This window comes from Halovenus aranensis, from assembly GCF_900100385.1.
Taxonomy (GTDB): domain Archaea; phylum Halobacteriota; class Halobacteria; order Halobacteriales; family Haloarculaceae; genus Halovenus; species Halovenus aranensis.
Window position 1 is genome coordinate 335717 of sequence record NZ_FNFC01000001.1, and the last position, 14381, is coordinate 350097.

Here is a 14381-nt window from a genome sequence, read left to right on the forward strand (position 1 = left end):
GACTGTATCCATCACACCTTTGATGTGGCTGATACAAGAGTAGCGCATGGACAGAGACCCCGAATTTGAGATGGCGTCTGGGTGGCGAGGGCCGTCTGCTGACCCACACGACGAGCAACTCGGTGACAACATCGAACCAACGACACCAGACAGCGCTGACACGTACGACGCCGTGTTAGTTGGTGAGCCATACGACGGTGCGGTCATCGGTTCCCCTGGTGCACGAGAGGGGCCAGCGGCTATCCGCGACGCGCTCGCGGGCGTCAAAACGCATCACTTCGATGCCGGCCCAATCCGTGCCATCGGTGACCTCGGTACCGTCGATATTCCGACCGGCGCCAGCGTTAGTGATGTACAGGCGGCAGTGCGAGCGGCGACCGAGACCGTTCACGAACAGGAGACGATACCGATATTCCTCGGCGGCGACAACTCGCTGACCTATCCGAACGCCGGGCCACTGCTCGACCGCGAGGAGACAGTCGGGGTCGTCAGCCTCGATGCACATCTCGACTGTCGGGCCGTTCGGGGCGAACCCTCCAGTGGCGCTCCGTACCGACAGCTCTGGGAGGCTGGCCTCGACGAGATGGCCGTCCTCGGGGCGCGACACTTCGAAACCTCGACCGTGTACGCCGAGTACCTCCGCGAACAGGGGGGCGAGGTCGTCACAGCCGAGGAGGTCGGGGACGACCCCGTCGAGGCCACAGACCGGGCACTCGCCGCTGTCGAGACCGACCACCTCTATGTCAGCGTGGATATCGACGTGCTCGACGCGACTGCGGCTCCCGGCGTCTCTGCGCCGACCCCCGGCGGTATCACGACCCGCGAACTATTCCGACTCGTTCGCTTGCTCGCAAGCGTCGACCGGCTCGCCGGCTTCGAGGTGGTCGAGACCGCGCCGCCGCTGTGTCCCGACGGACGGACTGCGGATGCCGCGGCGCGGACCGTCGCACACGTGCTCTCGGTTCTCGGTGGTGAGCCAGCGTGACCGACCTGTTGGTATACGGCGCGGCCGAACTCGTCGTCGGCCCCGGCGAGAACGGCTTAGAACGAATCGAGGACGGCGCACTCGCCGTCGAGGACGGCACTGTCGTCGCCACCGGGGAAAGCGAAGCGCTTCGGAGCGAGTACGGGGACGCGACGCGAGCAATCGACGCTAGCGGCCGGACCGTCCTGCCGGGCTTTGTCGACCCGCACACGCACGCGCTGTTTGCCGGTGACCGCTCTGATGAGTTCGTCGCCCGCATCGAGGGGAACAGCTACACTGACATTATGGACAAGGGCGGTGGTATTCCGGTCACCGTCGAGAGCGTCCGGGAGGCAAGCGACGAGGAGCTACTGGCGAATCTCCTCGACCAACTCGACGTGATGCTCGAACACGGGACGACGATGGCCGAGGTCAAATCCGGCTACGGGCTCGACACCGAGACCGAACTCCGGATGCTCGCTGTCATCGACGAAGCCGACGAGCGCCATCCAGTCGACGTGATACCGACGTTCATGGGCGCACACGCGGTCCCAGCCGAGATGGAAACCGACGCCTACGTCGATGTGGTCGTCGAGGACCAACTGCCTGCCGTCGCCGACCAGGGCATCGCGGCGTTCTGTGACGTGTTCTGTGAGGAGGGCGTCTTTGATGTCTCGCAGTCCCGGCGGATTCTCGAAGCGGGCCAGGACCACGGTCTCACGCCGAAGATACACGCAGAGGAGTTCAACCGCATCGGCGGCGCACAACTGGCCGCCGACCTCGGCGCCGTGAGCGCAGACCACCTGCTGTCCGCGACCGACGACGACGCCGGGGCACTTGCCGAGGCCGGTGTCGTCCCAACCTTGTTGCCCGCGACGGCGTTCTCACTCGACGAGCCATACGCCGACGCCGAGCCGTTCCTCGATGCGGGCGGCCCGGTCGCGCTCGGGACAGACCTCAATCCGAGCTGTTTCGTCCACAGCATGGGGATGGTCGTCTCCCTCGCCTGTCTCCGGATGAAGCTGTCGCCCGCCCAGGCGATTCTCGGGGCGACTACACACGCGGCGAGTGCGCTCGACCGCGGGGGTGTAGGCACCCTCTCCGAGGGCACTCCGGCCGATTTCACCGTCTTCGACCTGCCGTCTGTGACACACATCCCGGCCAACGCGGGAACCAATCGTGTCGAGACCGTGGTAAAAGACGGCGAGCCCGTCGTCACCGCGGGAGGTGACCGACGATGACTGTCCAGGTGGGGACGGAGCTGACCCCCGAAGATGTCGCCGCAGTCGCGCGCGAGGAAGCGACAGTCGAGATTCCCGAGACGGTTCGCGAGCGCGTCCGCGCCTCTCGGGAGCGGGTGTCCTCGGTCGTCGAACAGGACGACGCCGTCTACGGAATCAACACCGGATTCGGCGAGCTCGTCACCGAGCGAATCCCTCGTGACGACCTGGCGGACCTCCAGCACAACCTCGTCAGGAGCCACGCTTCTGGCCAGGGTGAGGAACTCGGCCGCGAGGAGGTCCGTGCGCTGCTGGTGACACGCCTGCACGCCCTCGCGCTTGGTTACTCCGGGGTCCGCGAGTCCGTCGTCGACACGCTCGCAGCTATGGTGAACCGCGGCGTCCATCCGGTCGTCAGGACCCACGGCAGCCTCGGGGCCAGCGGTGACCTCGCCCCGCTGGCCCACCTCGCGCTCGTGCTCATCGGCGAGGGCGAAGCGACCGTCGACGGCGAGCGTCTGGCAGGCGAGGCGGCACTCCGGGCGGCCGAGCGTGAGCCACTCTCGCTTGCACCGAAGGAAGGACTCGCTCTCATCAACGGGACACAACTCACTGCCGGACTGGCTGCGCTGGCCGTGGTCGACGCCGAGGGACTGCTCGACGTGGCGGATGCGGCCGGTGCGCTGACGACTGAGGTGGGGATGGGGACAACTGTGACCAGCAGTGAGGCAATCGCTGGCGTCCGGCCACACGAGGGCCACGGTGTGAGCGCGGCGAACGTTCGCAGACTCACCGCCGACTCTGAAATCGTCGAGTCACACCGCAACTGCGACCGGGTGCAAGACGCCTACTCGCTGCGGTGTCTCCCACAGGTCCACGGCGCGGTCCGTGACGCGGTCGCTCACCTCCGCGAGGCTGTCGAGACCGAACTCAACAGCGCGACGGACAACCCACTCATCTTCGACGCCGACACAGTCGAGTCACGGGCGAGCCAGACGGAGTCGGCCGCGGTCGTCTCCGGGGGCAACTTCCATGGCGCGCCGCTTGCCCATCGCCTCGACTACGCCGCCAACGCCGTGACCGACCTCGCGGCGATGAGTGAGCGCCGCGTCGACAGGCTGTTGAACCCCAACGTCCAGGAGTCACACCTCTCCCCGTTTTTGGCGGGCGAGAGCGGTGTCGAATCCGGGCTGATGATTGCGCAGTACACCGCGGCATCGCTGGTGAGCGACTGTCGCGCACACGGCTCTCCCGGTGTCGATAACGTGCCCGTCAGCGGCGGCCAGGAAGACCACGTCAGCATGAGCGCGACAAGCGCAGTCCACGCTCGGCAGGTCCTCGAACAGGCCCGGCGCGTGGTCGCAATCGAACTGCTCTGTAGCGCGGAAGCTGCCGAGTACGTCGACGACTCGCTGGCCCACGGTGTCGGCACCGCTGCCCTCTACGACGGCGTTCGCGACGTGGTCGACCCTCTCGATGGCGATAGGTCACTCGACGGCGACATCGACGCAATCGCTGCGCGCATCCGTTCAGGCGACCTTCGCGACCGCGTGGCGGCAACCCTCGACGACGGGTTCGCCGACTGACGGACCGCCGCGGTGACACATATTTATAACAGAGCCGAAGGTACCACTGAGGTGCAATGGTCTTCAAGAAAATCGACCTCATCGGCACCAGCGAAGAGTCATTCGAGGACGCAGTCGACGACGCAATCGAGCGAGCAGAGACGACACTCGAAAACGTCCACTGGGTAGAGGTGAACGAGCTGGGCGTCGAAGTCGGCTCCGTCGAGAACAGGGAGTACCAGGCAGAAGTCGAAATCGCGTTCGAACTGGACGAGTAATCAGGTGCGGAAGCTCTCGCCACAGCCGCACTCGCTGACGACGTTGGGGTTTTCGACGTGGAACCCTTCTCCCTGTAGTCCGCCCTCGTAGTCGAGGACCGAACCCTCGATGTAGTTCATACTCGCTGGGTCGACGAACACACGAAGACCGTGGTGTTCGAAAATCGTGTCGTCTTCTTCGGGTTCGTTGTCGAAACGCATCCCGTAGGAGAGGCCGGCACAGCCGCCCTGTTGGACGTAGAGTCGGAGGCCGGCGATGTCGGTATCCATGCTCTCTCCCTCTAACAGAGCGATCGCCTCCTCGGCGGCCTGCTCGGTTACGGAGATAGTGGTACCCTGTGTCGGCTCCTCGGTCGTGCTCATAACCACCGTTAGATGCCCAACGTTGTTAACTCTTACACCCTCAGGCGGGCGTGGTCTCGGCGCCGGTGGTCGTTGTCTCGCCGGCTTTCTCCTGAATGAGACGGATACGCTCGGGAATTGGCGGATGCTGATGGTTAAACGCCGCGTACCAGGGGTGTGGGAACGGGTTGGCGAGATTCTCGCTTGCAAGCTTCGAGAGTGCGCCGACCATCGGCTCGCCGTCGCCCATCACGTCGACTGCGAACGTGTCCGCCTCGCGCTCGTGTGCCAGCGAGAGTTTGTTCACGACTGGCGCGGTGAGTTCGAGCAGCGGCAGCACGAACAACACGGCGACGAACAGGCCGGCATAACTCGCCTCCGCTGGTAGCGCGAAGAGTTCGTACAGCCACTCCGTCGACAGGAGATACCCCACCGCAGCGAGAACGACACCAAGCTGGAGGGCGGTCGCGCCTGTGCGCTTCCAGACGTGGTTGCGCTTCCAGTGGGCGAGTTCGTGAGCGAGGACACCTTCGATTTCTGGCCCGTTCAGCTTCTCGACCAGTGTATCGAAGAGCACGACCCGCTTCGCGCGGCCAAATCCGATAAAGTAGGCGTTGAGTCGGCTGGAGCGCCGACTGGCGTCCATCGTGTATATCTCCTCGGCCTCGAAGCCCGCCCGGTCGAACACCGCTTCGACCCTGTCGCGGAGGCTCCCCTCCTCGATGGGCTCGAAGTCGTTGAACAGCGGGGCAATCACACGCGGATACAGCACCTGCATGAACAGCATGAACCCGACGACGAGGACCCAGCCTCCGGTGACCCACAGCGCCGTCTCGAATGTTTCTATCAACGCCAGCAACGCACCCGCAACTACGGCCATGATGACGCCGCTGACGAGCAGGCCGACGACCAGGTCACGAACCCACAGACGGGGCGACGTTTCGTTGAACTCGAACTGCTCGTCGACCACGAAGGTACTGTAGAGGTCGAACGGAATTCCGACGACCTGCTGGGCGACGAACAGTCCGAGGAAAAAGAGGACGCCCTGAGCAACCGGTGGGAGCCCAGTACCATCGAGGAACTCGACGATGTCGGTCACGACGCCAGTGTAAAGCGCCCCCAGTAAGAGGGCTAGACCGACCCAGGACTGGACGAGTCCCAGGCCGGTCGTCGCGCGCTGGTAATCAATTATCTCGCTCGGGTCGTCGATATCGAGATACTCACCGAGCCAGTCCGCGCTGTGGTGCATCTCGCGGGCACCGTGTCTGACGTTCAACACAGAGAGTACCGTCGAGAGAACCGTGGTCCCGACCAGTAATCCGAGTAAAAGTGCGTGCTGCTCTAGCATGTCAGACCGTTCGCACCGCATCCTCAAAACCTGTTGCGATACAGATGGTGCTGTCGTTACCTCGAACCTGGAACATCGAACCCGAGTCCGAGGTCGGTTTCCTGTGCTGTTTCGAGTAGCCGCTCGATACACGCGGTCTTCGCCTGACTGTAGCCCTCTAACTCGTCAGTGGTCGACGCCTTCTCGCGTTTCAGTTGTTCGTACTCTGTCCGACGGTCTGGATGCTCCCCGAGAACAGCCACCGTAGCAACACTGACCTTCCAGCCGTCGGCAGAGAGGCCGAAGACGTGGTCGTTGAACCGTTGTCCGTTGGCCTCTCGGAAGACCGGATTCCACAGCGGCGTATTCTCGAAGTGCGACCCGCCGAGTACTGTCTCGATGGTCCGAGCGACCTCCACGACGGCGTCGTCGTCGACGACGATATCGATGTCGACGATGTCCTTGGCTGCGAGGTCCGGTACCGCAGTCGAACCGACGTGGTCGATTCGGTGGACGGCATCGGCTAGGCCGGCACTCGAAAGGGCCTCAGCGACTCGGTCCCGTTCGGTCTCGAACTGGCGTCGCCACTCCTTGTGACGGGACGGCACAATCTCGATGGGGTCGTCATACGGGCTGACCATTATTAGGCCAAGCAAACTGAGATACATAAAGATTCGGCTCGGCGCTCTTCCGGGAGGGGGAGAATGGCAGATACTGTAGCATATGTTATCACAACACAACAGCAGAGCGAATAAGAACGTTAAAATGGTCGATTTCGCTAGCTCAGATGATGAGCCTCAAAGAACAGCAGGCAGGTGAACCGAGCGATACTGCTACAGACAGCTCTCGGGACTTTACCTCGGAGTTGACGGTCATCAGCATCCTCTGGGTGCTCGCAGCACTCCTTGCGGGCGGGACACTTATCGCGCTCAACGACGTGCTTACGGGCCTGTTCTGAGCGACACCGTGCGCGAGGTTTTTACTCGGCGGCCACCGTAGTACAGACGAATGTACGTCGGTGTCGACTGGAGCAGTGGGTCGTGGCTCGCCGTCGTCTTCGACGACCACGGCTACGACCGGACAGCTGTCTTCGACGAGATTGGTGACCTCTGGTACAGATACGAAGAGACTGCCGAGCGCATCCTGATTGACGTTCCTATCGGCCTCATCGAGGAGGGAACCGACGGACGCCAGTGTGACTCGCTCGCCAGAGACGTGGTCGGCTCGCGCGCCCCGTCGGTGTTCACGCCCCCGGTCCGGGAGGCGACACGAAAACGCCGGTATCCCGCCGCAAAGCGGGTCCACGAACGCAAGACTGGCTCGGGACTGTCGAAACAGGCCTTTGCACTCAGTGACTCTATTGCCGCCGTCGACGACCTAGTTCAAAACGTTCCAGAGGCCCGCATGGCGATGCGCGAGTCGCACCCCGAGGTCTGCTTTCGGGCGCTGGCTGGTGAACCCCTCTCGCACTCGAAAAAGAGTGCCGCCGGCTACGCAGAACGCATGCGTGCGCTTGCGGGCTTTGACACTGACGCCCCGCCGGTCGTCCAGGCGGTCGCAGAGGAGACTGCGGGCTCAGATGTCGCGGTCGACGACGTTCTCGATGCGGTCGTGTTGGCATACACCGCTCAGCCGGGTCCCGGTTCGCTCCGGTCGCTTCCGGCACAGCCACCGACCGACGCAAAAGGGTTGCCGATGGAGATTGCTTACCGAGCGAAGACGCCGCTCGTACCGTAGTTACGCTTCTTCGGGCTCTTGTCCGACCAGTGGCTCCCAGCGTTCGTGGTCGAACGAGCCGAGTATCGTCCCGTCGATTGTCCTGAAATACGACGAGAGCACGCCATGGGCCTCGCCGTACTCGGGGAGATTGGCTCCTCGGACCGGGTCGTACGAGCCAGCGACGAAAATCGACCGCTCGCGGTCCGGGTCGATGAGCTCCGTGACCAGAAACATGAACGTCTCGACGGGCTGGCCGTAGACGAGGAACTCGGTGAACTCGGACTCGTCGTAGACGTCCTCGAACACGTCGGTGTGGTTGTCCGGAATGACGTGGCTAAGACCACAGTGGCGGTAGTCGCCTCGTTTGGCGCCTACAGCGTCTGTGTGGGCGGCGATAACCGTGTACGTCTCCCAGCCGTCCTCTTCACGACCCGTCGCGAGCGCTCGCATATCCGCTATGGTCCGGTCCCACGCCTCGCTATGTGCATCGTCGAGGCTCTCTATCCGTGCTTTCTGCAGGTCGTCTTGGTCGGCGTCTCCCTCACCGATGTGTGGGTCCTCGATGTCGTCGGGAATGGGAGGTTCGTCGTCGCTGCTCTCTCCCTCGGGCTTGTCCGATGGCATGTGGAATACTCCGGAGACGGAGTCAGATAACTCTTGAGATTACGTGTTACCTACACGACACCGAAAAACCGCTCCATCACGTACGAGAGTCCGAACACGAACAGACTCGCGAGAAACAGCTTGCTGCCGTCGCTGATGCGGTTCTCGGGCCGTGGTCGTCTGACCCACCTGTTCGGTGGGACTGCTCCGACAAACCGCTGAAAGCGACTCGTCTCCTCGTTTGCGAGTGACTCCAGGTCGTCGGACTCTCCATCGGCGTCTTGCATACTCTCACGGAGCTGTCTGGGGTCGTCACGGTCGCTTTCTTCCTCGTCGCTGTCCGAGCCAAGCGAGAATCCGAGCAGATTCCGTGACGGGAGGTCGGGCGAGTGCGGTGAGGACGGCCACAGCTTCATCGTTCCGGCCGACATCAACAGCCAGCCGAAGACGAACAGCAGTATCTTGCCGCGAACGAACCCACCGCCAGTTCCGATTCCGACGAGAACAGCGACGATCCCGGAAATAGCAGTCACTATCAGCGCGTAGCCGAGTGCGTCTACCCAGGCGCGTGCGAGTGCGACCGCTCGATTCCGGAGTGTTGCCATGTCAGTAGCGCTCTTCGAGTACCTGTGATGGCTGGCGATGTTCGCCGTCGTGACGGTGACAGAAGCTCTTGCGGCCGGTCTCGCTGACTGTGTGGTACTCCGGTTTCTCGGATTCGCAGATGCTGCCGAACTCTTCGGTGAGCACGTCGAGGGCTGCCTCCTCGTCGTTGTTCGAGGCGTGCTCGACAATCTGTTCGATGCTCGATTCGGCGTTTGCGGGAATCTGAAGGCCACCGAACAGCTCGTCGTAGGTTTCTTCGACGGTTGCGAACCGTGTCTGTCTCCCCAGCCGCTCGCGGATACGCTCTCGTATCGACCGGTCTGCACGCTTTCGTTCTAACAACACGTCTCGGAGCGTATTGATGCCCTGCCAGACTTCGTCGTCGAGGTGTTCGTACTCCGGGGGGCGGATTCGCGCCGGACAGCGCGTGTTGAACGGACAGCCAGAGGGCGGATACCGCGGGTTCGGCGGTGTCCCGTGGAGCGTGATTCGCTCGGCTGTGTCCGTCGGGTCCGGCGCCGGAATCGCCGACAGCAGTGAGTGCGTGTACGGGTTGGCGGGGTCGGTAAACAGCTCTTCGGTCGGGCCGATTTCCATGATGTTCCCCAGGTACATGACTGCGACGCGGTCACAGATGTGACGCACCACAGAGAGGTCGTGGGCGATAAACAGGTACGTCAGCCCGAACTCCTCTTGGAGGTCTTCGAGGAGGTTGATAATTTCGGCCTGGACAGACACGTCGAGTGCACTGACGGGCTCGTCGAGTACCATGAAATCCGGCTCCAGCGCGAGCGTCCGGGCGATACCGATACGCTGGCGCTGCCCACCAGAGAACTGGTGTGGATACCGGAAGTAGTGTTCCGGACGGAGGCCGACGGTCTCCAGTAACTCTCTGACGCGGTCGCGGCGGTCGGCCGGAGTCTCCCACTCGTAGACGTCTAGCGGCTCGCGGATAATTTCGCCGACCGTCATCCGGTCGTTGAGGCTGGAGTCCGGGTCCTGGAACACCATCTGCGCGTTCCGCCGCCACTCGTAGAGCTGGTCGGAATTCAGCTCCGTGATGTCGGTTCCGTCGTACCGCACCTCGCCCCCGGTCGCGTCCTCGAGCTGGAGCAGCGTGCGCCCGAGCGTCGTCTTGCCACAGCCGGACTCACCGACCAGACCGAGCGTTTCGCCACGGAAGACGTTGAACGAGACGCCGTCGACGGCTTTGACCGGCGGACCACCGAACATCCCTGAGTCGCCGTAGTACGTCTTCAGGTCCCGAACCTCGACCAGCTTCTCTCGTTTCTCCCTCGTCGTGCTGTCGCTGGATGCAAGTTGTTGACTCATGCGCTGTCACCTCGTCTGTCGTCGCTCGTGGCCTCTCTGTGTACGTTGACCCGGCGTGTCTCCGGCATCTCCTCCGGATACAACAGACACGCGGCCGTGTGGTCGTCGCCCTCTTCGCCGACTTCGACGTGAGACGGGTGGACGACCTCGCAGGCGTCGAAGGCCTCGGGACACCGCGGCGCGAACCGACAGTCTGAGGCTGACTCTGTCGGTGTCGGGACGTTCCCCTCGATTGTTTCGAGCCGTTCCCCGGACTGCGTGCCGGGAATCGACCTGAGCAGTCCCCTCGTGTAGGGGTGTTTTGGATTCTCGAACAGCGAGTAAACGTCGGCCTGCTCGATGACCTCGCCGGCGTACATCACGTTCACCTTGTCTGACACTTCGGCGATGACACCCATATCGTGGGTGATAAACATGATTCCGATGTCGCGTTCCTCCTGAATCTGTGCGAGGAGTTCCAGAATCTGGGCTTGAATGGTCACGTCAAGTGCCGTCGTCGGCTCGTCACAGATGAGTAGCTCCGGCTCACAGGCAAGCGCCATCGCGATGACCGCACGCTGGCGCATCCCGCCGGAGAACTGGTGTGGATACTCGTTGACGCGACGACCAGCGTCTGGAATCCCGACGGCTTCGAGCAATTCGACTGCCTCGCGGGTTGCCTCTTCACCACTGAGGTCGCGGTGGAGGTTCAGTGCCTCCTTTATCTGATTGCCGACTGTGAACACGGGGTTCAGGCTGGTCAGTGGGTCCTGGAACACCATGCCGATTCGGCCGCCGCGCATCTGTCGCTGGCGCTCGCCGTCCAGACGCGTGACTTCGATGAACCCTGCGGTGATATCCTGTGGCGAGTCGCCATTACGCTCTGTGACGAACACACAGTCGTCCTCGTCGGTAATGCCCATTTCGTCGCCGAACCCGGCGGCGAGAATGTCCGTCAGGGTAATCTCGTCCCGGCGCTCACGCCCGAACGTCTCCGCTGTCACTTCTGTCTGTATCCGGCCGAGCAACTCCTGTGGGTCGTGTTCGCCTCGAAGCTCGGTCAGGTCGACGGTGTGACCCGAGAACCGGTCTGCGTAGTCTCGGACCGTTTCGAGCTGGTGAAAGCGGATACTGCTCCCTTCGAGTACCTTTCCGGGGGCCTCGACGAGGCCCATAATCGACCGGGCGGTGACACTCTTGCCGGACCCACTCTCGCCGACAACACCGACTGTCTCTCCGGAGTCGATATCCATCGAGACGCCGTCGACGGCCCGAATCGTCTCCTTCTCGGTGAAGAAGGCGGTCTGGAGATTCCGCACGTCTATCAGCGGTGTCTCGTCCGTGTCACTGTCCTGACCGACTGTTTCCATCGACATCAGGCACCACCTCCAGCGTTGCCGGTGGCGTTTGCCTCGGCCTGTGGGTCGATTGCGTCTCGAATCCCGTCTCCGAGAGCGTTGAACCCGGTGACGACGATGGCAATCATCGCGCCGGACACGGTCGAGACGTGCCAGGACTCGGTTGCCACGGCGTTTCGCCCGTCAGAGATGAGACGTCCCCACTCGGGTGTCGGCTCGGTCACGCCGTATCCGAGGAAGGATAGCGCGGACGTGACGATGATGATTCCGCCGATTAGCAGCGAGCCGTAGATGATGAGATAGCTCATCACGTACGGTGCCATGTGCTTGCGCATGATGGCAAGCGGCCGCTGGCCGTAGCTCTTTGCCGCGTCGACCCACTCTTCCTGTGCGACCTGGAGTGAGGGGCCACGAATCGAGCGCCACATCCCGGGCATGTACGCGAACGCGTAGATGAGCGCGAGCAGGAATCCGCCGTCCATCGGCTCTGCAATCCAGACATCGCCCTGGCTGAACACGACTGACATCATTAACACCAAGACGAAAATCGGGATGGAGATAATTGTATCAGTCCCGATGATAGTCATCAGGTCGACGATGCCCCCGTAGAAGGCGCTGGCCAGAGATAACAGCATGGCCAGGAACACCGCAATCGTAATCGAGACGAACGCAATCGTCAGCGACGTCTGGGCACCGTAGGCGATATGTGTCATCATATCCTCACCGGACGGTGTCGTGCCGAGCGGTGCATATCGGCCGTACTCGTCGTACTCGTTGATGCTGACCGTTCCGGAGCCTTCTCCCTGGGACCTGCTGTCGAGGTTCGCGTCACCGTGATGGGCCATCTCTACTTCACCGCTTTCCTCGTTGAAGTATTTGAACTCCGAGTCTTCCGCGTAGGGCTGGTAGACGTTTTCCTGAATCGGATACGTCGCGATAGCCGGCGCGAACAGCGCAAGCACGATGAACCCGAGCACGACGACGATTCCGAACACGCCCCAGCTGTGACTGCGGAGTCGGTCGATAACGTCGTCGCGTGGTGTCCAGTCCATCGCTCTGTAGTGCTCTCTGAAGACGTTGTAGCCTTGCCAGAGCCACCCGATGAAGACCGCCGCGTAGACCCAGACCAGCAGGAAGCGCGTGAGCCATGCGTACCGGGGCGAAAGACCGAGGAATGTGCCTTCCCAGTCCCCGGCCGGGGTCTGATAGCCGTGGTTCGGAATCGTCTCTCTGCTGATGAGTGTCTGCATGTCGCCAATCGAGTCGAGAACTCCGACGTAAAAGCCAACCTCGTTGCGCAACAGCGCTCCCAGCGGCGTGAACACGAGCACTGCCGTCACAGCCGCGAACACGGTCGTCAGGAAGCCGCGTTCGAACCAAACGCGACGGCTTCGACTGAGGTCGAGTCCGAGTCTCGTATCAGGATGGAACGGCAGGTATCCGCGAAGCAGCGCCGCAAGGACGAACAACATCAACAGCGCAGTGATGTCTGTGGCGAATGCGCCGGCGACAAATCCAAGTGAGTCTTCGAAGTTCGACCCAATCCACGCTGGCGCCGCGACAAAGCCGTCGAAGATAAACTTGATACCGCCACCGAGAGCGAGCATCCAGTCGACGAACCGGCCCAGTTCGGGAGCGATAAGCAACACCAGCACGGTCAGCCAGATTGCGCCAGGCTTCGGATTGTCCATCACCCGCTGACGGAACGACTCTCCTGTGTCAGTACCGCCGTCGGTTCGTATCTCCTCGTCGTTCATGGGTTTCTCGTGTTGTGTGTCGCTCATTGGTCGTACCCCACCCGTGGATCGACAATCGTATACAGGATATCCTGCAGGATGTTCAGCGATATTATTATCACCGTGAACAGGAACACGATGGCACCGGCCAGGGGTACGTCAGCAGTCTGTATCGCACGGAAGTACATCCGCCCCAGACCGTTGATGTTGAATATCTGTTCCATAATGACCGAGCCACCGATGAGGATAAACGCCTCATTCGTTACAATCGGAATAATCGGAATCAACGCGTTCCGGAAGACGTGCTTCCAGACAATCGTCCGGCCTTTCAGCCCCTTTGCCTTGGCCGTCTCGACGTAATTCGAGTTGACGTTTTCGAGGACGGCCGTCCGGCCGAGACGCAGTTCCGCGGCCATCGACGACGAGCCGAGGATGATTGCGGCGGGCAGAATTAGCTTGAGGTCGACGAAAAAGGCAGACCAGTCCATTCCTGTGAGCATTGGGATACCGAAGATATCGTCGATAGTGGCGAAGTTGAGTGTCGGTGTCCCGACGGCACTCTGTGTCTGTGGACCGGTCGTGTACCAGTTAAATCCGAACGGGCCATCACCGCCGTTCGTCGAGCGGAGGAATGCAAGCGCCAGCACGGCGAGCCAGAAGTTCGGCATCGACCGCCAGATGATACCGGAGACGTTCGCGATGATATCACTCGGCGTGTTCGGATTCAGGCCGGCATAGAAGCCAAGCGGCAGTCCGATGAACAGCGGGAGGACGATGGCCCAGGCACCCAGCCAGATGGTCGGGCCTGCGACCTCGAACATCATCTCGCGAACTTCCGCCCCGTTTCGAACCACCCACGACTCACCGGAGAAGGTGAGGGTTTCGACGATATAATCCTGAAACTGCACCCAGAGCGGTTCATCGAGGCCGAGGTTCTCGCGTAGTCGCTGTACGTCTGCCCCCTGTGCCTGTTGCCCGAGTCGCGCAGCGACCGGGTCGAGCGGTCCCAGACGAAGGACGAGAAACAGGAACGTGATGACCGAGAACACGACTGGTATCGAAAGCGCCAGCCGCTTCAGGACGTAACGCCACCGACTCATCGCCTATCACCGACGCGTGTGTCGTCTCGATGTTTCCGCCGGTTCCATGACTCACAGAGCATATGTCCAGAGTTGCACGCTTCTGTAATATATATCCTGTTTTCTACGCTCGCCAGTGAGCGGTTCACAAGGCCGTCCTCGCCACGTAGAGACGGTTCTCTCTCGGGACGCCTCTCGATACTGCTGTCGGGCTGTACGTGACACTGTCGGGATTGGTGGTTCATTCTCACAGGGACCAAAACGCATGCGACG

15 protein-coding genes are annotated in these 14381 nt (G+C 62.0%); 6 read left to right on the top strand and 9 right to left on the bottom strand.

Features of this window, described 5'->3' with window-relative positions:
* Window positions 1–46: 46 nt before the first annotated feature.
* Genes hutG through BLR34_RS01740 form a run of 4 tightly spaced genes read left to right on the top strand, consistent with a single transcriptional unit; the run spans window position 47 to window position 4027 of the window.
* Window positions 47–985, top strand: a complete 939-nt coding sequence (gene hutG, locus BLR34_RS01725) for a formimidoylglutamase (RefSeq protein WP_245683164.1) — start codon at window positions 47–49, stop codon at window positions 983–985.
* Complete coding sequence (hutI, locus tag BLR34_RS01730; RefSeq protein ID WP_092698787.1) at window positions 982–2205, top strand: imidazolonepropionase; 1224 nt, start codon at window positions 982–984, stop codon at window positions 2203–2205. The genes hutG and hutI overlap by 4 nt, the downstream gene beginning before the upstream one ends.
* Entirely contained in the window at window positions 2202–3770 is a 1569-nt protein-coding gene (hutH, locus tag BLR34_RS01735) for a histidine ammonia-lyase (RefSeq protein WP_092698789.1), read from the top strand. Before hutI ends, hutH begins: the two co-directional genes overlap by 4 nt.
* Before the next feature lie 56 nt (window positions 3771–3826).
* Window positions 3827–4027 carry a dodecin gene (locus BLR34_RS01740; RefSeq protein WP_092698791.1) on the top strand — a complete coding sequence of 67 codons (201 nt, stop codon included), beginning with the start codon at window positions 3827–3829 and terminating at the stop codon, window positions 4025–4027.
* Here BLR34_RS01740 and BLR34_RS01745 read toward each other — a convergent pair whose 3' ends face one another.
* From BLR34_RS01745 to BLR34_RS01755, 3 genes are read right to left on the bottom strand one after another with little or no spacing between them, the layout of a single operon-like run.
* Complete coding sequence (locus BLR34_RS01745; RefSeq protein WP_092698793.1) at window positions 4028–4390, bottom strand: HesB/IscA family protein; 363 nt, start codon at window positions 4388–4390, stop codon at window positions 4028–4030.
* 40 nt (window positions 4391–4430) lie between these two features.
* The gene (locus BLR34_RS01750; protein ID WP_092698795.1) at window positions 4431–5717 is read right to left on the bottom strand and encodes a M48 family metallopeptidase; all 1287 of its coding nucleotides are present in this window, start codon (window positions 5715–5717) and stop codon (window positions 4431–4433) included.
* Window positions 5718–5773: 56 nt separating this feature from the next.
* Window positions 5774–6337: a GrpB family protein gene (locus tag BLR34_RS01755; protein WP_092698797.1), complete on the bottom strand. Its 564-nt coding sequence runs from the start codon at window positions 6335–6337 to the stop codon at window positions 5774–5776.
* A gap of 149 nt (window positions 6338–6486) precedes the next feature.
* Here BLR34_RS01755 and BLR34_RS16815 point away from each other — a divergent pair, with 149 nt between their 5' ends.
* Both BLR34_RS16815 and BLR34_RS01760 read left to right on the top strand, forming a co-directional pair.
* Window positions 6487–6654 carry a hypothetical protein gene (locus BLR34_RS16815; protein ID WP_176765201.1) on the top strand — a complete coding sequence of 56 codons (168 nt, stop codon included), beginning with the start codon at window positions 6487–6489 and terminating at the stop codon, window positions 6652–6654.
* A gap of 50 nt (window positions 6655–6704) precedes the next feature.
* The gene (locus BLR34_RS01760) at window positions 6705–7433 is read left to right on the top strand and encodes a DUF429 domain-containing protein (RefSeq protein ID WP_092698799.1); all 729 of its coding nucleotides are present in this window, start codon (window positions 6705–6707) and stop codon (window positions 7431–7433) included.
* Here BLR34_RS01760 and BLR34_RS01765 read toward each other — a convergent pair whose 3' ends face one another.
* The 6 genes from BLR34_RS01765 to BLR34_RS01790 are packed head-to-tail and all read right to left on the bottom strand — an operon-like array spanning window position 7434 to window position 14129.
* On the bottom strand, window positions 7434–8039 hold the full coding sequence (locus BLR34_RS01765) for a DUF7529 family protein (RefSeq protein ID WP_218120826.1): 606 nt from the start codon (window positions 8037–8039) through the stop codon (window positions 7434–7436).
* Between the two features lie 50 nt (window positions 8040–8089).
* Window positions 8090–8623: a DUF7555 family protein gene (locus tag BLR34_RS01770; RefSeq protein ID WP_092698801.1), complete on the bottom strand. Its 534-nt coding sequence runs from the start codon at window positions 8621–8623 to the stop codon at window positions 8090–8092.
* Between the two features lies 1 nt (window position 8624).
* A complete protein-coding gene (locus BLR34_RS01775; RefSeq protein WP_092698803.1) occupies window positions 8625–9956 on the bottom strand; it encodes an ABC transporter ATP-binding protein in 1332 nt (443 codons plus the stop codon).
* Window positions 9953–11311, bottom strand: a complete 1359-nt coding sequence (locus tag BLR34_RS01780) for an ABC transporter ATP-binding protein (RefSeq protein ID WP_092698805.1) — start codon at window positions 11309–11311, stop codon at window positions 9953–9955. The genes BLR34_RS01775 and BLR34_RS01780 overlap by 4 nt, the downstream gene beginning before the upstream one ends.
* Window positions 11311–13077 carry an ABC transporter permease gene (locus BLR34_RS01785; protein WP_218120827.1) on the bottom strand — a complete coding sequence of 589 codons (1767 nt, stop codon included), beginning with the start codon at window positions 13075–13077 and terminating at the stop codon, window positions 11311–11313. Before BLR34_RS01785 ends, BLR34_RS01780 begins: the two co-directional genes overlap by 1 nt.
* A complete protein-coding gene (locus tag BLR34_RS01790; protein WP_092698807.1) occupies window positions 13074–14129 on the bottom strand; it encodes an ABC transporter permease in 1056 nt (351 codons plus the stop codon). Before BLR34_RS01790 ends, BLR34_RS01785 begins: the two co-directional genes overlap by 4 nt.
* Window positions 14130–14381: the final 252 nt, after the last annotated feature.